The following is an 18,831-nucleotide window of genomic DNA, read 5'->3' as shown; positions in this document are numbered from 1 at the left end:
CGTGCGCCCTTCAAGGGCCGGGCTGTAAGTCAGAGTATCCATAAGGTCGATCATAAATTCGACCTCCTCGGGCTCAATGGCTTGCCATCCTTCCAAGCCCAGCTGATTTAACATGGCCCGTCCCTTAGCTTCTTGATCCAATTCGAGCAAAGCGGCGGTCAGGACTGCCGTCTGGTCGGCCAGTCTGGGGCCTGCCATCAGCATATGATGAATCACCTGGATGTCGCTACGCACCAAAACCTTAAGCTGAGTACGAATGGGGCGGCTTAACTCGTCAAACGCTCTGGCCAGGAAAACACCGGCTTCGCACTCCCCCTCCAGCAGCTTTTTAGCCACCAAGACGTAGTTGCCCGCAGTCACTAAATCGACGTTTCCCCGTTGCAGACCGGCCGGTTCAAGCAGGATCATGCCGATCAAATGCACATCGGGGTCGTCGGTGCTGGCAACCCGGATGCCCGGCTGCAAATCCTCTACCGCTTGGGCTAGGCTGGTAGAGCTCACTGCGATCACCACTTCATCGGCTTCGCCTTTGGGTTTGACCAAGGCGGTAAAGCCTTTCTCGCGCACCAGCGTGGCTGCATCGTAAGGGTTCGCATAAATCAAATCGATCCTGTTTTCGGCGATCGCCTGGTGCAGGTTCTGGAAACTTTCCAGAAATTCCAAGTGGAAACGGCAGCCCAAAGTTTTTTGCAGCCAGGTGTTGAACACAAACCAGCCGGCTAAACGGTCTGGACTGAAATCTGGGCTGACAGTAAAGAGATACGTCATAAATTTGACTCCTCAGCACGCATCTTGGCATACAGCGCGATACACTCTTCCACTTTGCGCCGGTCGGGCTTGCGGCGCACGGAAGTGTAGCCAACGATGCGACCGCTGCGCACGTTGGGGATCACCGTGGCTTTGACCCAGTAGTAACGGCCGTCTTTGCGCAAGTTTTTGACGTAGCCCTGCCAGATTTCGCCGCGCTGGATCGTGTCCCATAAGTCTTTGAACGCGGCTTTGGGCATATCCGGGTGGCGGAGGATGGAATGGGGGGCACCGATCAATTCTTCCTCGCGGTAGCCGGACATCTCGACAAACGAACGGTTGGCGTGAGTGATGACGCCGTTCAAATCGGTGCGCGAGACGATCAGCCGGCCGTCCGGGTAAGGCACCTCCTCGTCCACGACAAAAACCTTGCGCGGACCGACTCGATACAAATTCAACATTACCTCACGCGCTTGCCCCGCAACGAAAGCCTGATCCATGTCTTTCAGCATCCTCCACCCCCCTTGCGCACACAGCTCAATACCCTGCCGCCAAGCGCTTGTCGATTTCCACTTCCATCATCCGCTGCACCAGGGTGCGCTTGAATCCTACCGTATTCTCCAACGCTTGGAAGTAATTCTCCAGATAACTTTCGGCGATCAGGCCGACCACCATATCGCTCACGCGCTTAAAAGCCGCATACAATTCGAGCGCTTCCTCCCGCGGCAAAGCTTCTAGACTCTTGTGTAAAAACAGCTCCTGCACCCTGCTCATCATGCCGATCATGAAACGGTTGGGCACTTTGCGCTTGATGTGGACGACGCCGACGAACCATTGATGCGACCAAAACTTTTTGTCAAGTTTTCCCGAAGCGATTTCCAAATACCATTCGCGCAGCGTTTTCTCCCTGGCGGCGCGATCCTGGCCCAAAACGCCGGCGGTAGGCTCATAAGCGTACAAGGTATCGTAGAACGCCTTTACGATCTCATCCGCCCACCTTGAAATCAGCGCTTGGTGCTTTTGCAATACCGCCAAATCCGCTTCACCAAATCCCGTCAAAACTTTCAAATCTTTAACGATTTGCTCGACCATTTTCCACGCCTCTAATAAGCCTAAACAAGCTCGGCGATGCTTTCCGCCGCGCGCTTGACGTCTAAAAAGATCAATCCAAGCTTTGCTTGCGGCTTGGCCAAAACCGTCAAGACCGCATCTCGGCCGGCGTGGGTCATGAGCACATAGCCGCGGCTGCCCTTGATCAAGACCTGCTCCAACTCGCCGCGGGCCAACTCTTGCGCGGTGCGATCGCCCAAGGAAAGCATCGCCGCGCTCATCGCCCCGACCCGGTCTTCGTCCAGGCCTTGCGGCAACACCGCCGCCATCATCAGTCCATCGGTGGAGATGACGCCTGAGGCCTCGATGTCGGCAGAGGTTCCGTTGAGTTCGTTCAAAATAGACGTGAGCATATCGGCACGCATAGATTTACCTCTTTCTCGGTTTTTCAAATTAAGGTTCACGGTCAGTTCAATCAAACCATACCGGCGAGGGAGCATAGCGAGTCATCAAGCTCCACACCAGATGCACGAAGTCTGGATGGTTGAAATGCGGGATCCCGGTCATCACCAAGGCGAATCGATGTCTGCCGATATAAAGCGGCCAGACGCCAAGCCGGCTGTTGCCGGCGGCGTCGATCAGCCCCCACGCCTCGGTACCCAAATTGAGATTCCCCAACAACAGCCCTTGGTACCGGTCCTGCACGCTCAACAAATCGGCGCTCAAGGCGGCCAACTCTTCGGCGGTCTCGTGGGGAAAACCGGAGGAAGCCAGATAAAACCCCTGGCGGTCGGCGAGCAAGGCTTTGCCCGCCTCGACCAAGCTGGATAAAAGCTTGGGGACGATGTCTTCCAAGGGCACGTCCGGCACCGCAAGCGGCGCTTGCAGGCCCTGCACCCAACGCAAGGACTGCATCCTGCGCAACAAAGCAAGCGCCTGATCGGCAGTCTCGCCCAGATACTCTAGGGTTTCCCGAGTCAGACGCGGCGCCTTAGGGCAGCGCAGAAGATTGCACAGCCATCGGCGCTGGGGCGTGTCTTCCGCCCCCGCCACCGCATAATAGGCCCCTGCCGGGGTAGGAAACAAAAACCGATCCTCACGCAGCCTAGCTTGCTTCATCGCCCGCATCCACTTTCAGGCCAGGATCCAAAGTAAACAGCAACGCCTGAACCAGCAAAGAAACGTCCGCCCGCGAGCGGGCATCGACCTCAAACAGCGGCGCGCGCACCTTGAGCTCGTCCAGCAGGCGCTGATACTCCTCCAAGCCGGGATCGGCCTTGATGTCCATCTGGGTAATGCCGACCGCCACCGCGGTCGCGCGGATGAACGGCTCAAACCGCTGCACAAAGAACCTAAGATCCTGGAATGGATTGGGGCGGGCATTGCTGATGAGCAAAATCAAGCCCACCCCGCCGGTGGTCAAGATCTCCCACATGAAATCGAAGCGCTCCTGGCCCGGCGTACCGTACAAATGAAGCTTCTCGCCCCCCGGAAGGCGCATCACCCCGTAATCCAAAGCCACGGTGGTTTCAGGCTTGAATTTGCGCGTCATGTCGCTGGCGGCTGCGTCGGTTTTGATCGGCGGGTCGTCGCTCAGACTCGCGATAGCCGTCGTCTTACCCGCCCCCACCGGTCCGGTGAACAAAAGCTTGTACTGTCCCATCTACGCTATCCCTTCAACAAACGCTGCAGAATCCGCCGCAGCAAGCCTGGATTTTTGGCCGAAGTCTGCGGCTCCTCAAGGCGTGGCCGAGCCGGGGTGGAAACCTGCTCGAGCAGCCCCAAAGCGCTGGCGGCGCTCAAAAAACCAAACACTTCCCCGAACGCCAACCCTAAGAGTTCGGCTGCCTTGCAGGGAGCAACCGGATTTTGGACCAAAAGCGCCGCGAGCCGCACCGCATACGGCGGGCACCAATAGCGGGTCAGATTGGGCCAATGCTTTAAGCGCACCGCTTGATCTGAAGCCAGGCCGAACGGCAAGCGCCCGCCGGAACTCCACCAGGCCACCTTCCACAAGAACGCGTCCATAGGTTGCAGCGGCTCCGGAAGATTGGCAGTTAAGGGTTCTGGTCGGATCTCTACAAGCACCTCGGCCGCCCGGCCGTTGAGGCGGGCAAAGGTCTTCAGCGGCACCCGACAGAAAGCGTGGAGTTTTTTGTCGTCGCCGCCGGTCCAGACCCGTTTGTGCTTGGGGAAAATCAAGATAGGCTCCCATCCTGTCTCCAAGCGCACGACGATGCCTGTCAGGGCGGCTTGGCGATACGCCTTGGCGAGCCAGCCCTGCAGGTAATCGGCAGGGTTGTATTGGCTCGCCTCTTCTGCCCAATTGGAGCGGACGTGGAGGACTTCGCCCCGATTTTTCGCCGCTACGCCAGCGGCGGCGCCATGCACCGAACCGCCGGTTTCTTGGCGTACCACGAGCCGGGTTTTGGGAGCGCATACGCTCTCTAAGGCGCGGGTCAGATCCTCGGCAGTAAACGGCTTTTTTAGCCAAACGAGGCTTTTGTCCTTGGGCTCTTGCAGCGCCATCGCGATCACCGGCTGCTCCGGGTGGCGCTGGCGCCAGTCTGTAAGGAACTTTTCGGCGCCATAGGCATCGAGATCGATGATCCCCACCTCGGCGTGCCCTACCTCCACCAACATCCACTCGCGCTGGCTTCTGCGGATGAAGGCGCGCACCGTTTCTGCAAGCCGATTGCCCGAACCTAATACCGCGATCTTCATTTAAATTTGCACCCCAAGCCGCCTGCCGGCAACACGCCAGGCTTCGTCCAGGTAACCTGCATCGGCAAGCCAAAGAGCGCTTTGGGCAAAGCCTTTGGCATCTTGGGTGGCCAGATAGATCTCCAGCAGCGTTTGCCGAAACTCCGCGCGGTGTGGCTCGACCTTAAGCTGTGCGGCTAGAATTTCCCGCGCTTGATCCAATTGCCCCAGCTCCAGGCAAAGCCGCGCGACGGAGAGTGGATCTTTGCCCGCGCTCTCTTCAGCAGTAGCAACGACCAATTCCGTCTCCCCCCACACGCCGTCGTGGAGCACCGCGCGGGGGGAAAACGGCAGCTGCCGCACAGCAAGGCGTCCGGCTAAGCATTCGGCAAGCGCCATCCGCCGGTCGGCAGCCAACCGCCCTTGCCCCCACGTCAACAGGCGCCGCTTTAAGCTTTCCCCCTTGGCGTCCAACACCCAGAACAAATCGAGCAGCGCCGCATACAGCGCTTCCTCGCCGAGCGCCGCCGCGGCGCGAATCCGGCAGACGTGCAACTCAAGCCTACGCGGCCGGCGGCAAACCTGGGCGGTCAAAAACCCATAGACAGCTTCTAAGTCAACCCCAGTAGGAAACCTGAGCCTGCAAAACGCATCGCGCCAGAAGGCTCCCTCCCAAACTGGGGCGGAAAAAGCGGCAATCAGCATGAGACTGTGCTTAAAACTTTGGACCTTCGCTATCAAGCGTAGTCCAAGCTGGCGAAATTGGAAGTGAAGATATGAATTCTTCAGCGCTTGGCCGAGGAGGGGTACCTCAATTCGGCGAAAGGAAAAGGCATCTGTTCGGTGTTGAAGGTCAAAAACAGCACGATCTGATATAAATAAACGGCCAGCGTCGCGCCGAGCTGGCGGGCGTGGGGGTTGTCCTGGCCGGTCAACAACTTGCTCCCGACCTGGAACAAGATCACCGCCCACAAAATCAGGCGCACGAACCCTAAAATCAGGGCGAACACCAGCATGAAGAAAATCCGCCGCCAGGTATGGGGTTCCTTGAAATGCCGGCTCAACTCTGTGTCCATCAGATGCTCAACATCGCGCGCAAATCGATCAAAGCCGCGTTGGCGTGGGCAATATAGGTAGCCAAAGTCAGCGAGTAGTTGGCGAAGATGCCAAACCCGCTGCCGTTCAACACGACCGGGCTTAAGATGGTGGCTTGCGTGGCTTCAAGCTCGACGATGATTTGATGAACCATGGTCTCGGCGCCTTTTACGCGCAAAATCTCGTGAAAATCCTGCTCCAGCGCCCGCATGATATGCAGCAGCGCCCAACAATAGCCGCGCGCTTCGTAAAAGTGGTCATCTACTTCTAGCCAAGGCGTACGCTCTAAGGGCTTGAACGCCGTGCTGGGTTCGCCGCGGATCGTTAAAGGCGTCTCTTCGTGCAACTTGCTGCTCGCACTCAGGCGTTGGGTGTAGCCTCCCAGACGCTTGGCGAGGATATCGACGTATTGGGTCAGGTTGTCGGCGCGCGCATAAAAATTCGCCCGGCCTTCTTGAAGGCGCTTAAGGTACCTGCGAAACAGATCGATCCCTTTTTGGTATTGGTTTTCGGTGGCGGGCAAAATCCACGATTCGGTCTCGAAATAATAATACGGCTCGGCAACCCCTAAATCCGAGTCTTCGGGCGATTGCGACTGCGCCCGCGAGAACTGGTTGCGCAAAGCGGTGGCCAAATCCCGCGAAGCCACCACGACCCCGAACTCCCAATTGGGCATGTTGTCGAGCAAAACGCTCGGCGGCGTCACATCGTTGGAAAGATACCCCCCCGGTTTGATGAGCAGATAATCCATGTTGTGGATCAACACCGCCGTCGTCCGGGCGCCGACTTTGAGCTCTTTCGGGTCCGTCACGCCGGTCTCTTTTAAGGCGATCTCGGTCACATCGTACGTGCTGGGACTAAAGCACCGATAACTCCAGTACCAGCCCAGCGCAAACAACGCCAGCCCTATGCCGCCTAGGATCCCGCCTAAGCCCCAGAGCCTGCGCTTTTGGCGCGTCTCCTCTTCCAATGCCTCCGACTCGGTCGGAACCGTAGGGATCTCGACCGGTCCCGAATCGCCTAAAGGAGCCTTTGTCTCTGCAGGCGGCACAGTCATCGCGCAAACCTCTCTGTATATCGAGTTTTTTAATTTACCATACTTTGCCGATCAACGCCGACGGGCTCGGGGATGGGCTTGATCGTAGACCTTGGCTAGGGATTGAAAATCCAGGTGGGTGTAAATTTGGGTCGTAGCGATGTCGGCGTGACCGAGCAACTCCTGCACCGCGCGCAGATCCCCGCTGGCTTCGAGCAGGTGGCTAGCGAAAGAATGCCTAAGCAAGTGAGGATGAAGTCGGCGCTCGGAACCCAACCGGCGCCCCCATCGAAGCAGCCGCAACTGCACCCCGCGGCTGCTCATCCGCCGGCCTCGGCGACTGACAAACAACGCGTTTTCTCCTAAAGCCGCGCAGCTCGGGCGAATTTCCAGCCACGCCGCGATCGCCTCCCGGGCGCAACGCCCAACCGGAACCACCCGCTCCTTGCCGCCTTTGCCGGCCCGCACCCGCACCAAGCTCTTGTCTGCGGCCAGGTCGGCCAGATCCAGCGCGACCAATTCGCTCAGCCGCAAGCCGGAAGAATAAAGCAACTCCCACATCGCGAGATCGCGCACTTCCCACGCCGAAGCCGGGGTCACGTCCAAGAGCGCGTGGATTTCCTCGAGCTTCAACGTTCCAGGCAAGGCGCGCGGCGCCTTGGGCGGCCGCATGCGGCGAACTGGGTTGTCCTCCAGTTCTCTTGCCTTAAACAGAAAATCGCACAACCCCCGCAGCGCAGACAGTTCGCGCTGCAAGCTACGCGCGGACAAACCCGCCCGGCGGCGCTCGCTGATGTACCCGCGCACCGCCCCTTCGCTCAAGTCTTGCCAGCGGCAAATGCCGCAGCCGCGGCAATACGCCGCCACCCGCCGCAGATCCAAGGCATAAGCCTTTAAAGTATGGGGCGAGGCCCGGCGCTCGTGCTCGAGCATCGCCAGATAACGCTCAATCGCGGCCGTCAATCCGTCCATTCGATCTCCCCCTCGAACACGAACTCCGCCGGCCCGGTCAAGACGGCCGGCGTGCCGCGTCCCTTCCATTCCACCTGCAATTCCCCGCCCGGCAGGCGCACCGTCACCGGGCTGCGCAACAGTCCCTGCTCTATCCCCACGATCGCCGCCGCGCACGCGCCGCTGCCGCAGGCCAAAGTCTCCCCGACCCCGCGCTCGAACACCCGCAGGCGAATCCGGTGGGAATCGACCACTTCCATAAAACCCACGTTGGTCTGCGCTGGAAACAGGCGATGCGACGAAAGCGCCGGCCCCACCTGGGCTACCGGCGCGGTCGCCACTTCCGGAACCACGATCACCGCGTGGGGATTGCCTACAGAGACCGCACCAAAGCGGACGCTGACCCCGCCGACCTCAGCTTGATACTCGAGGCTCTCCTCGTGCACCGCCAGAGGGATCTCCGCCGGGGTAAACCTCGGCACCCCCATGACTACCCGCACCCGCTCAGCGTCCATCAGTTCCAAACGCATCGTCCCGGCCGCGGTGGCCACCCGGACGGTGTCGCGGTCGATCAACCCCTTGGCGCGAACGAAGCGGGCAAAACAGCGCGCGCCGTTGCCGCACTGGGCGACCTCGGAGCCGTCGGCGTTGAAGATTCGATAGCGAAAATCCGCCGTCGCATCGGACGGCGGTTCTACCAGCAAGACCTGATCGCAGCCGACGCCGAAATGGCGGTCGGCCAAACGCCGGATTTGCGCTTCCGTCAGCGAAACCGACTGGTTGAACGCGTCGATGACTACAAAGTCGTTGCCCAAGGCCTGCATTTTGGTAAATTTCAACCGCATTCGGGTATCTCCTCCCCGCGCCACAAGTCTTGCAAAGCCTCGCGCCGGCGGACAAGATACGCCCGGTCGCCGTCCACCAGCACTTCCGCCGGGCGAGGCCTTGAGTTGTAGTTCGAGCTCATGGTGAAACCATAAGCGCCGGCCGCGCGCACCGCGAGCAAATCGCCCGGCAGGAGCCGCAAAGAGCGCTTGCGGCCCAAAAAGTCGCCGGTTTCGCACACCGGTCCGACGACGTCGTACAGTTTAAGCGGCGCCTCGGCTCTAGGCTGGACCTCGACGATCTCCTGCCAAGCTTGGTACAGAGCGGGGCGCAACAGATCGTTCATACCCGCATCGACGATGGCGAAGTTTTTCACCGGCGTGGCTTTGAGATACTCCACTTTGGTGACTAAGATGCCGGCGTTGCCGGCGATCGCCCGGCCCGGCTCGATCCAGACTTCGTAAGGTTTTTGCGCCAGCCTGCGCAGGATCGCCGCCACGTACTCGGCCGGCGCCGGCGGGGCCTCGTCGCGATAACAAATCCCCAAGCCTCCTCCTAAGTCCAAGTGGCGAAGGACGATGCCTTCCGCCTCCAGGCGCTCGACCAAACCCAACACCCTCTCGAGCGCGTCGAGGAACGGGGAAAGCTCGGTCAACTGCGAACCGATGTGGCAAGAAATCCCGACCACGCAAATCCCGGGCAACTCCGCCGCCCGCAAGATTTCCTCGCGCGCTATGTGCATGCTCAGACCGAATTTATTTTCGTTTAATCCAGTGGCGATGTACGGATGGGTTTTGGCGTCCACGTCGGGGTTGACGCGCACCGCGATCGGCGCTTGAACTTTCAGCGCGCGCGCGATCCGATCGATCCGGTCCAGTTCTGCGCTCACCTCGACGTTGAAGCAGGCGATGCCGACTTCGAGCGCGCGGCAGAGTTCATCTTCGCGCTTGCCGACCCCGGAAAAGACGATCTTGCCCGCTTCCCCACCGGCCTTGAGCACGCGCTCCAATTCCCCGACCGAAACGATGTCGAACCCCGATCCCAGTCGCGCGAGCACATTCAGCACCGCGAGGTTGGAATTGGCCTTGACCGCATAGCAAATCCGGTGCGGATGCGCGCCGAAAGCTTGATCAAAAGCGCGCCAGTTGTGTTCGAGCCCGGCCCGGGAGTAAACGTAAACCGGGGTGCCGTAACGAGCGGCGATCTCCGCCACCGGCACGCCTTCGGCGTGTAATTGCCCCGCTTGGTAGGAGAAAGGATTCATCTAGCGCTTTTCCTGGGTTTGTTCCGACTCCGGAGAGGGAAGATACAACGGCCCTTTCTGACCGCAGCTTGCTTGACCGGCCGCCAACACGAGCAGCAAAACGGCAAACGCGAGATTTCTAGACATCGTTCAAGCCTTTCGTTTATTCATAAATTTGCTCGGGCAACCAAGTGGCTAAAGCCGGCCACAGGGCCAAAATCCCGAGCATGAGCAGCTGGATGGCGATGAACGGGATCACGCCGAGGTAGATATGCCAAGTGCTGACTTGGGGCGGCGCGACGCCGCGCAGATAGAACAGCGCAAAGCCAAACGGCGGGGTCAAAAACGAGGTCTGGAGATTCATCGCCATCATCACCCCGAGCCAGATCGGATCCAAACCCAGTCCCAAAAGCACCGGTCCGACGATGGGCACGACCACAAAGGTAATCTCGATGAAGTCCAGCACGAACCCTAAAGCGAACATCACCGCCATCACAGTAGCCGTCGCACCCAAAGCGCCGCCGGGAAGCTTCGTCAACCATTCGACCACCATTTCATCGCCGTAAAACCCGCGAAAGACGAGAGAAAACAACGCCGCTCCGATCAGAATCAAAAACACCATGCTGCTCATTCGGGTGGTGCTTTGCATCACCTCGCGCAGGCGGGCAAGGTCCAACTGCCGCCGCAGCGCCGCAAGCCCGAGCGCGCCGACCGCCCCCACCGCCGCCGCCTCGGTCGGCGTGGCCAGTCCGCCGAGGATGGAGCCTAAGACCATTACGATCAACAGCAAAGGAGGAACAAGCCCTTTGACCACGCGTCCAAGCAAGCGGCCATGCCTAGCACCGACCGGCCGCGCCGGCATCCACTCCGGCTTGAACCACGCCAGAAGCAGCAAAAATACTAGATAAAGCCCCACCAACACCAACCCCGGCAGCAAAGCGCCGGCGAACAGGTCTCCCACCGAAACGGCTTTGGGGGCAAACACGCCTTGATCGAGTTGGGCTTGACTGTAGGCCGAGCCGATCACGTCCCCAAGCAGCACCAAGACGATCGAAGGCGGGATGATCTGCCCCAACGTCCCGGAAGCGCAGATCGTCCCACACGCTAAGGCAGGATGATAGCCGCGCTTGAGCATCGTCGGCAAAGACAACAGCCCCATCGTGACTACCGTCGCTCCGACGATGCCGGTGCTGGCGGCCATCAACGCCCCGACCACCGTCACCGCCAGTCCAAGCCCTCCGCGCCAAGAACCGAGCAGCTCGGTCAAGGTGTCGAGCAAGTCCTCCGCGATTTTCGCGCGTTCTAAGACCGCTCCCATAAATACGAACAGCGGCACCGCCATCAAGGTCTCGTTGGTCATGATGCCGAACAGCCGGTTGGGCAGAGCCAAAAGGAAAGCCGCGTCAAACAACTCCAACCACGTCCCGAGCGCGGCGAAGAGCAAAGCCGTCCCGCCCAACGCGAAAGCCACCGGATAGCCGCTTAGCAGAACCAAAAACACCGCGGCAAACATCCCCCCGGCTAACGTATACTCGGTCACCATCCTTAAGATTTTGAGCGATCAAGAAGGACCAACAACGCCTTGCCGCTTTGCGCTACCCCTTGCAGCAGCAAGGTGCCGGCAAATCCCAACAGCGCGCTTTTGAGTACGAACACCAAAGGCAATCCGCCCGTCTCGTGCGAGCCTTCGCGAATGGCCCAAGAAGCCAAGACATAATCCCAACTGCTCCAAACCACAAAAGCGCAAAACGGGATCAAAAAAAGCCAGGCGCCCAGCAAATCGACCCAAGCGCGTCCCTTCGACCCAAAGCGCTGATAGAAGATATCCACCCGCACGTGGGCATCGTATTTGAGCGTGTAAGCGGCGCCGAGCATAAACAGCAACGCGTGCATATAGATCGCCGCCTCCTGCAGCGCGATCCAGCCAAGGTTAAAACCGTAGCGCAGGACCACGACCGCAAAAGTGACGCTCACCATCCCCAAAGCCAACCAAGCCAGGGTTTTTCCTAGCCACTCGTTCAAGCCATCGACGGCTCGAACAAAACCGGCGATAATCGTACAAAGCACGCGCATTCTCGAGACTATCGTAAGCTGACGCAATTTGCCCAATTATAAGGAAAAGAAATCGCCTCTGCATGAACCACTCGCCCTTAGCTTGGACGGCGTTACCGCTTGCCGACACTGCAGGCTTGGACTTTGCCACCACCGCCGAATTGGAACCGTTCCCCGGCGTGCTCGGGCAAACCCGCGCCGAGCAAGCATTGCGCTTTGCCATCACGATGGCTTCGGATTACCACGTTTACGCCATGGGGGAACCCGACAGCGGTCGCTTGACGCTTATTCTGGCCTTGCTCAAGGAGGCTGCCCGCGCCCGTCCTACGCCCGAGGATTGGATCTACCTCAACCGGCTCGACGAACCGCGCGAGCCGATCGCCGTCGCGTTGCCGGCCGGCCTGGGTCGCCAGTTTGCCGCCGACATGGAGGCCTTGCTCGATCAGCTGCTCGACACCGTCCCAGCCGCTTTCGAAAGCCCTTCCTACCAGCGCCGCAACCACCTCATCGAGCGCGAATTCAACCAGCGCTACGAACACGCTTTCAACCAACTTGAGCACAAGGCTTTGACGATGAACGTCGCGGTTTTCCGCGACGGCGACTCGATCACCTTCACTCCCTTAAAGGAAGGCGCGCCGCTGGACGAGGCGGAATTTGCCCAACTGTCCGAAGCCGAACGCGACGCGTTCAACCGCGCCGTGGCCGAGCTGGAAGACTACCTAGCCGACCTGCTGGCCGAACTCCCCCAGTGGAAGCGCGAAATGGCGGAAAAACAGCGCGAGCTCGACCACGCCACCATTCGCCAGGCGATCGACCCACTGCTTAAACCCTTAGAAGAGCGCTATGCGGGAATCGCGGGGGTGGCCGCTTTTTTTGCCAGCTTGCGCGCGGACTTGGAAGTCAAGGCGCGGGAAAAACTTTGCGCCGAAGACCTCGATGAAGCCACACGGCGCAAGAGGCTTCAGGAAGATTACTCCCCCAACCTGCTCGTCACCCACGCCGAAGGCGAAGGGGCGCCGGTGATCTACGAAACCCACCCCAACTATCCCAATTTGTTCGGACGCATCGAATACACGGCCGAACAAGGAGTCATGGAGACCAATTACCGGCGGATTTATCCTGGGTCGCTGCACCGGGCCAACGGCGGTTACTTGATCGTGGAAGCCGACAAGCTGCTTTCCGAAGCTTTGGTTTGGTCAACCCTCAAACGAGCGTTAAAGCGTCGACAATTGCTCATCGAGCGGCCGCTCTATGAACCGACGGGGTTGCTGCCGGCGACTTTGAACCCCGCCCCTATCCCCCTAGACGTCAAGGTCATCGTTGTCGGCGACCGCGAGCAGTATTTTCTGCTTCAGGAATTGGATCCCGAATTCAACGAGATCTTTAAAGTGGTGGCCGACTTCGACGACGATCTTCCCCGCACTCCCGAAACTTTGACGCTGCTCGCCCGATTCTTGGCGCACAAGACCCAGGTCCACCACACCGCCCCCCTTACCCGCCAGGCGGTGCTGCGTTTGGCCAACTACAGCTCGCGTCTGGCCGAATCGCGACGCAAGCTCTCGGCGCGTCTTGGAGAGTTGGTCGATATGATGCGCGAGGCGGAGTGGTGGCGCGCACAGAGTCAAGCCCCCCACATCGACGCAATCCACGTGGAGGCGGCGCTCACCGCCAAGGAACAGCGCGAAGGCCGGCTGGCGGAAGTGCTCCTCGAGGATATCCTTACGGGAATCATCCTCATCGACACCGACGGGGCCGCGGTCGGCAAGATCAACGGCTTGACCATCTTGGAGACGGGGAAACTCAGCTTCGGTATTCCAGCGCGCATCACCGCCACCGTCTATCCCGGCTCCAAGGGCATCGTGGACATCGAGCGGGAAGTAAGCCTTGGTCAGCCGATTCACTCTAAAGGGGTAATGATCCTATCCGGCTATCTGGGACACAAATACGCCTCCAAGTTCCCGTTTGCGATCTCCGCCCACATCGCTTTGGAGCAGTCCTACGGCTACATCGACGGCGACAGCGCAGCCCTGGCTGAAGTTTGCGCCTTGATCTCGGCGCTCACCTGCGTTCCGATTCAACAGCGCTTTGCGGTCACCGGCTCGCTCAATCAATACGGCGAAGTGCAGGCAGTTGGCGGAATCAATCAGAAAATCGAAGGTTTCTTCCGCCTCTGCAAAGCTCGTGGATTAAGCGGCAATCACGGGGTCATTTTCCCGGCCGCCAACCTCAACGATTTGGTGCTCAAAGACGAGGTGATCGAAGCGGTCAAGGACGGTCAGTTCCATCTCTACCCGGTAGACTGCGTGGACCAAACCCTTGAGCTCCTTACTGGCGTGCCTGCGGGTACCCTTGATGCGGCGGGCAACTACCCTGAAGATTCCATCAACGGCAAGGCGGTAGCGCGCCTGCAGGAAATCGCCGCGCTGTACGAGCACGAAGCCGGCTTGCCTGCAGGCGACTGAACGCCGTGCTACAATGGGCGCGTTAACCTAAACTCGCTTACCCCATGCGTGCTGTGGTTTTACTGCTTTTTCTTGCCTTAGGCGGCTGCGCTGACCTTTCCACCTTCGCGCACCCCCGAGTTTCCCTCGCCGATTTGCAGCTTCGTGGCGGCAGGCTTCTGGCGCAGGATTTCTTAATCGGCTTGCGAATCGACAACCCCAACGCGTATGGCTTCAAGCTCAACGGCGCGGTCGCCGACGTGTTCCTCAACGGCCATCTCTTGGCGCGGGGTTTGAGCAACCATCCGGTCGAGGTGCCGGCCTACGGTCAAGCCGATTTAAATCTAATCGCCACCGTCCAGACTTTCCAGATTCTGCAGCAAATCTTGAGCGCGCAGCAGAGCTTGGCTTACCGCATCCAAGGGCATTTAAGCCTAAGCCGAGGTTTCAGCCGCGACCTTCGGATTCCGTTCGAAACTCAAGGCAGCTTGGATTTTGCGCACTTCCTCGGCGAGCAAGATGGCCTCTGATCCGATCCTTCTGACCGTCACCGACCATCGCCGCGACCTGGCCGGGTTAACTTACGTCTACCCCGTCGTGTCGCGCCGCGCCGGCGGCATTTCGGTAGGGATTAACTTCAACCCCAACCGCGCCTGCAACTGGCGCTGCATCTACTGCCAGGTGGCCGGCTTGCAACGCGGCACAGCCCCGCCGCTCGATCACCGGCAACTCAAGCAGGAGCTTATCGGCCTGCTCCGGCGGATGCAAAACGGCGACTTTTACCGGCGGTTTCAGGTGCCTGAAGCCTACCGAACGCTGAAAGACATCGCCGTCTCCGGCGACGGCGAGCCGACTACTTTGAAAGATTTCGACGCCGCCATCGCCACTTTGGAAGACGCTTTAAGCTCGGTTCCTTTGCCTATCCCTGCTAAAGTTCTCATCACCAACGGCAGCCTCATTCATCGCCCGGCGGTGCAAAAAGGCCTGGCCCGCTGGCAAAAACTCGGCGGCGAGGTCTGGTTCAAGCTCGACTGCGCCACGCGCGAAGGGCTAAAGCGCATCAACGGCGCGGCCATCGCTCCTGCCCGGATGCTGGCCAATCTCGAACTTGCGGCCGCGCTTTGCCCGGTGTGGATTCAGACTTGCGTATTCGCCCTCGACGGGCAACCGCCGCCGTCAAGCGAGCAAAAGGCGTACTTGGACTTTTTAGCTCAAGCGCTAAGCCGCGCCATTCCCATCCAGGGCGTACTCCTATACGGTCTGGCCCGGCCTTCTAGGCAGCCCGAGGCCGGCCGCCTTGGCCCTTTGCCGGTGACGTGGATGCACGAGTTCGCTGAACGAATCCGCGCGCTGGGCATTTCGGTCCAATTGACGCCTTAAAACCCGATTGATTTTAGGCTTTTTTCGCTTACACTAGGCAAGCGTCCATTCCATATAAAGATTGAGGTCACCCCATGGAATACCGCGTTTTCGTCCACACCAATCACAAGCAATGGCTGGGGGCGGTGGTGTCCGCCTACAGCATGAAGCGCAACTCGCCCAACGCCGATAAATTCACGGTCGAGATCATCCACCACAAGGATTATCCTTTCCTCCACGCGCGCGAAGGGCAGCTTTACCTGCGCGACAAACAAAAGCGCGTCTGGCTCAACGACGACCTGCAATCCTTTACGCCCTTGCGTTTTATGCCCCCTCAGCTGATGAATTATCAAGGCCGAGCGGTGGTCGTCGACCCCGACGTGTTTGCGGTGGGCGACGTGTGGGAACTGCTTTCCCGCGACATGGGAAGGGCGGCGATCCTGTGCCGCCCGCGCACCGGCCAGAAAGGCAAGGAGGGGTGCCTAGCGAGCAGCGTAATGTTGTTGGATTGCGCCAAGCTCACCCACTGGAACGTAGAGGAAACTTTCAACAAACTGTTCACCTTTGAAGTCGACTACATGGACTGGATTTGCCTACGGCTCGAACCGCGCGAGGCGATCGAGCTGTTCGAGAACGAATGGAACGACTTTGACAAACTGACCCCCAAAACTAAAATGCTGCACACCACCAAGCGCAAGACCCAACCGTGGAAGACGGGGCTGCCGGTGGATTTTCGCCCGGCCGAGAAGAACAATCTCTGGGGCCTCATCCTGCGCGTCCGCCGCCACCTGTTTGGCGAATACGCCTTCCTTGGCCGCTACCAAAAGCATCCCGACCCCAACCAGGAGCGCTATTTCTTCGGCCTGGTCAAAGAGTGCCTAGAGCAAGGCATCGTCAGCGAAGACCAGATCCGCGCCGAGATGGCGCAAAACCACGTGCGCCACGACGCTCTCGAAGTCATCGCGCGCGTCGAACCCCTGTTGCCGCCGCCCCGCCATCCTTTGGGATGGGACGCGCCGGCGGCCAAGGCCGCCTAAAACGGCTTTATAAAAGCGCTTTGACGCGGGCAGCAGTGGAAGTCAGCTCGTCCAAAGGCGGGGGCACCGGATTCGAAAACGCCTCTCCCAGCCACACGGCCCGACCGGATTCGATCGCTGCCCCAAGGATCCGACAGACGTCGCGCCGCAAGCGGCGCGGCGCCAGGCGCAATCCCAACGCGCTGCGTAAGGCGCGCCACCTCTCCCGGTCCCAAAGGGGGCGCGGTTCAGGCGCCAGGGGCGCCTCGGGACGCATGGCAAAGCGCCCGGCGCCGAAAGGAAAAATATGCACCGGTTTTGCGGTAAAGCACGCCTCGGCCAGCATCGACATGCTGTCGCCGGTGACCACGATTTCCTCCGCCAAAGCAAGATAGGCAAGATAAGGGTTTTCCTGCTCCCCCGCCCGCCAAAAGTGGACTTCCACCGGAGCTTTGAGCGCTGCGAGCAAAGCCTTGGCGGCTTCGGGCGAGGTCCTGGCGCTGGTCGTCACCAAGACCGACGCGCCCTTGCGACGAGCCAGTTCGTTTACCCCGTGCGCCAGCCGGGAAGCCGCCTTGGCGTCGAAGATATACGGGCCGCTGGAGCCGCCGACCAAAAGCGCAAGATAAGGCCCAGGCACCTTTAGCCGCGGACGCCAAAATTCCGCCGCCTGCGCCAATTTCTCCGCGGTCAGAGCGTGCAGCGGAAAAACGTTGCAGAGCACGTTCGGCAACGGCGGCAGAAAGTACTGCGGCGTGGTCACGATCAAATCGAAGTGGGAAAGCCTGGCCCACGGCCGTCCCAGATGCACGATACGCACCCGATGGCCGACTTTAGCCGCTTGCTTGCGGATCCACAGCGCCACCGGCTCGTTGCGGCGACCGGCGGTCAGGAGCAAATCCGGCCAGGGGGGAGTAAGAGGATCGCTTGCGCCTTGGTCTATCCCCAGCAAGCTTGCGCCAAAACGCCCTACCAGCAATTCATACGGCCGATAATTTAGCCGCTTGCGCGCATACGGCCACCCCAGCGCCTCGGCCAGAGCGATAAGTTGCTGGTTGTCCCCAGGCTTTTGGCCGCACAGCAGCCAAACCCGCGGTACCTCACCGGATCGGTTATAATTTTTCCCTTGCATGGGTACTCTAGCTCGCCATCGCATCGCTTGGCTCATCGCGCTGGTCCTGGCTTTCTGGCTGCCTAAGGGCCGTGCGGAAACCGTATTTATCGCCTATTTGGGTCAAGCGCGGGAGGATCTTAGGCCGGCGACCATCCATCTCAAGCCCTTGTACCCAGACCTTGGGATCCGCGGGGCGGAGTTAGGGATCGAGGACGACAACACCACCGGCCAATTCACCCATCAGGCTTTCCGCCTTGTGGGAGCGGTGCTGGCGCAGGGCGAAGACCCAAAGCGCGCGTTCTATTTCCTGCGCCAGGCCGGTTTCCGCCATATCGTGGTCGACCTGCCGGCGGATGCGCTCCTTAGCCTGGCCGACTCTCCCGGCGCGGAAGACGTTCTATTGTACAACGTCGGCGCCTACGACGACCGCCTAAGAGGCAAAGACTGCCGCGCCAACGTGCTCCACACTCTGCCTAGCCACGCCATGCGCGCCGACGCCCTGGGCCAATATCTGAAAAAAAAGCGTTGGGAAAAGTGGTTTCTGGTGCCCGGACCCATGCCGCAGGACCGGCTGTTCGCCGCGGCTCTAAAGCGCGCCGCTTCCCGCTTTGGGATCAAAATCGTCGCCGAAAAGCCCTGGACCCATACCTACGACGCCCGGCGTACCGCAGAATCGGAAGTTTCCGTGTTCACCCAAGGCGCCGATTACGACGTTTTGCTGGTGGCCGACGAGGCCGACCTGTTTGGCGCTTACTTTCCTTACCGCACCTGGCTGCCTAGACCGGTCGCCGGCACGCACGGGCTCATCGCCACCGCCTGGCACCCGGCGCACGAACAGTGGGGGGCGGTGCAGTTGCAAAACCGTTTTTACAAGCTCGCCGGGCGCTGGATGCAGCCGGAAGATTACGCCGCCTGGCTGGCGGTGCGCGCCATCGGCGAGGCCGCTACCCGCACCCAGAGCGTCGATTTTGCCCAGATCCGCGATTATTTGCTCAGCGAGCAGCTGGCGCTTCCTGGGTTTAAAGGCGTGCCGCTGTCGTTTCGACCCTGGGACGGGCAACTGCGCCAGCCCATCCTGCTGGCCGACGCCTACGACGTGGTCGCCGTCGCACCGCTGGAAGGCTTTTTGCACCCGGTGAACGAATTGGACACCTTAGGGTATGATAGGCGCGAGACCAAATGCCGCCTTAAGCGTTGAA

22 protein-coding genes are annotated in these 18,831 nt (G+C 60.0%); 5 read left to right on the top strand and 17 right to left on the bottom strand.

Annotated elements, in window-relative coordinates; translation table 11 throughout:
* The 16 genes from ACYQ3M_RS07525 to ACYQ3M_RS07450 all read right to left on the bottom strand — a co-directional run.
* On the bottom strand, nt 1–768 hold a 768-nt coding region (locus tag ACYQ3M_RS07525; RefSeq protein ID WP_460035449.1), incomplete at its 3' end, for a phosphate/phosphite/phosphonate ABC transporter substrate-binding protein.
* The gene (locus ACYQ3M_RS07520) at nt 765–1,259 is read right to left on the bottom strand and encodes a PAS domain-containing protein (protein ID WP_460035448.1); all 495 of its coding nucleotides are present in this window, start codon (nt 1,257–1,259) and stop codon (nt 765–767) included. The genes ACYQ3M_RS07525 and ACYQ3M_RS07520, both read right to left, overlap by 4 nt.
* Nucleotides 1,260–1,284: 25 nt before the next feature.
* Entirely contained in the window at nt 1,285–1,839 is a 555-nt protein-coding gene (locus tag ACYQ3M_RS07515) for a protoglobin domain-containing protein (protein ID WP_460035447.1), read from the bottom strand.
* 20 nt (nt 1,840–1,859) lie between these two features.
* Nucleotides 1,860–2,222, bottom strand: a complete 363-nt coding sequence (locus ACYQ3M_RS07510; RefSeq protein WP_460035446.1) for a roadblock/LC7 domain-containing protein — start codon at nt 2,220–2,222, stop codon at nt 1,860–1,862.
* A gap of 46 nt (nt 2,223–2,268) precedes the next feature.
* A complete protein-coding gene (locus ACYQ3M_RS07505) occupies nt 2,269–2,916 on the bottom strand; it encodes a roadblock/LC7 domain-containing protein (RefSeq protein WP_460035445.1) in 648 nt (215 codons plus the stop codon).
* Nucleotides 2,903–3,460, bottom strand: a complete 558-nt coding sequence (locus tag ACYQ3M_RS07500; RefSeq protein ID WP_460035444.1) for a GTP-binding protein — start codon at nt 3,458–3,460, stop codon at nt 2,903–2,905. Before ACYQ3M_RS07500 ends, ACYQ3M_RS07505 begins: the two co-directional genes overlap by 14 nt.
* A gap of 5 nt (nt 3,461–3,465) precedes the next feature.
* Nucleotides 3,466–4,521 carry a hypothetical protein gene (locus ACYQ3M_RS07495; protein ID WP_460035443.1) on the bottom strand — a complete coding sequence of 352 codons (1,056 nt, stop codon included), beginning with the start codon at nt 4,519–4,521 and terminating at the stop codon, nt 3,466–3,468.
* Complete coding sequence (locus ACYQ3M_RS07490; RefSeq protein ID WP_460035442.1) at nt 4,522–5,205, bottom strand: type IV pilus assembly protein FimV; 684 nt, start codon at nt 5,203–5,205, stop codon at nt 4,522–4,524.
* A gap of 80 nt (nt 5,206–5,285) precedes the next feature.
* A complete protein-coding gene (locus ACYQ3M_RS07485) occupies nt 5,286–5,576 on the bottom strand; it encodes a DUF4389 domain-containing protein (protein WP_460035441.1) in 291 nt (96 codons plus the stop codon).
* Nucleotides 5,576–6,652, bottom strand: a complete 1,077-nt coding sequence (locus ACYQ3M_RS07480) for a DUF2333 family protein (protein WP_460035440.1) — start codon at nt 6,650–6,652, stop codon at nt 5,576–5,578. Before ACYQ3M_RS07480 ends, ACYQ3M_RS07485 begins: the two co-directional genes overlap by 1 nt.
* A gap of 51 nt (nt 6,653–6,703) precedes the next feature.
* The gene (gene xerC, locus ACYQ3M_RS07475; protein WP_460035439.1) at nt 6,704–7,603 is read right to left on the bottom strand and encodes a tyrosine recombinase XerC; all 900 of its coding nucleotides are present in this window, start codon (nt 7,601–7,603) and stop codon (nt 6,704–6,706) included.
* On the bottom strand, nt 7,591–8,427 hold the full coding sequence (dapF, locus tag ACYQ3M_RS07470; RefSeq protein WP_460035438.1) for a diaminopimelate epimerase: 837 nt from the start codon (nt 8,425–8,427) through the stop codon (nt 7,591–7,593). Before dapF ends, xerC begins: the two co-directional genes overlap by 13 nt.
* A complete protein-coding gene (gene lysA / locus ACYQ3M_RS07465) occupies nt 8,418–9,671 on the bottom strand; it encodes a diaminopimelate decarboxylase (protein ID WP_460035437.1) in 1,254 nt (417 codons plus the stop codon). The genes dapF and lysA overlap by 10 nt, the downstream gene beginning before the upstream one ends.
* Nucleotides 9,672–9,797: an LPS translocon maturation chaperone LptM gene (gene lptM, locus ACYQ3M_RS07460; RefSeq protein WP_460035436.1), complete on the bottom strand. Its 126-nt coding sequence runs from the start codon at nt 9,795–9,797 to the stop codon at nt 9,672–9,674.
* A 16-nt stretch (nt 9,798–9,813) separates the two neighbouring features.
* Complete coding sequence (locus ACYQ3M_RS07455) at nt 9,814–11,190, bottom strand: TRAP transporter large permease (protein ID WP_460035435.1); 1,377 nt, start codon at nt 11,188–11,190, stop codon at nt 9,814–9,816.
* 5 nt (nt 11,191–11,195) lie between these two features.
* A complete protein-coding gene (locus tag ACYQ3M_RS07450) occupies nt 11,196–11,717 on the bottom strand; it encodes a TRAP transporter small permease subunit (RefSeq protein ID WP_460035434.1) in 522 nt (173 codons plus the stop codon).
* Nucleotides 11,718–11,785: 68 nt separating this feature from the next.
* Here ACYQ3M_RS07450 and ACYQ3M_RS07445 point away from each other — a divergent pair, with 68 nt between their 5' ends.
* The 4 genes from ACYQ3M_RS07445 to ACYQ3M_RS07430 all read left to right on the top strand — a co-directional run bounded on the left by ACYQ3M_RS07445 (nt 11,786) and on the right by ACYQ3M_RS07430 (nt 16,539).
* On the top strand, nt 11,786–14,164 hold the full coding sequence (locus ACYQ3M_RS07445) for a Lon protease family protein (RefSeq protein ID WP_460035433.1): 2,379 nt from the start codon (nt 11,786–11,788) through the stop codon (nt 14,162–14,164).
* A gap of 44 nt (nt 14,165–14,208) precedes the next feature.
* Nucleotides 14,209–14,673: an LEA/WHy family protein gene (locus ACYQ3M_RS07440; protein WP_460035432.1), complete on the top strand. Its 465-nt coding sequence runs from the start codon at nt 14,209–14,211 to the stop codon at nt 14,671–14,673.
* Complete coding sequence (locus tag ACYQ3M_RS07435) at nt 14,663–15,523, top strand: radical SAM protein (RefSeq protein ID WP_460035431.1); 861 nt, start codon at nt 14,663–14,665, stop codon at nt 15,521–15,523. Before ACYQ3M_RS07440 ends, ACYQ3M_RS07435 begins: the two co-directional genes overlap by 11 nt.
* 74 nt (nt 15,524–15,597) lie before the next feature.
* Complete coding sequence (locus ACYQ3M_RS07430; RefSeq protein WP_460035430.1) at nt 15,598–16,539, top strand: hypothetical protein; 942 nt, start codon at nt 15,598–15,600, stop codon at nt 16,537–16,539.
* 7 nt (nt 16,540–16,546) lie between these two features.
* Here ACYQ3M_RS07430 and ACYQ3M_RS07425 read toward each other — a convergent pair whose 3' ends face one another.
* Nucleotides 16,547–17,650: a mitochondrial fission ELM1 family protein gene (locus ACYQ3M_RS07425; protein ID WP_460035429.1), complete on the bottom strand. Its 1,104-nt coding sequence runs from the start codon at nt 17,648–17,650 to the stop codon at nt 16,547–16,549.
* On the opposite strand from ACYQ3M_RS07425, the gene ACYQ3M_RS07420 reads away from it, so the two are divergent.
* Entirely contained in the window at nt 17,649–18,830 is a 1,182-nt protein-coding gene (locus tag ACYQ3M_RS07420) for an ABC transporter substrate-binding protein (RefSeq protein ID WP_460035428.1), read from the top strand. The genes ACYQ3M_RS07425 and ACYQ3M_RS07420 overlap by 2 nt on opposite strands.
* Nucleotide 18,831: the final 1 nt, after the last annotated feature.

This window comes from Methylothermus subterraneus, assembly GCF_054656915.1.
The sequence above is the reverse complement of the archived record's forward strand: the minus strand, read 5'-3'. Positions and strand labels throughout refer to the sequence as shown.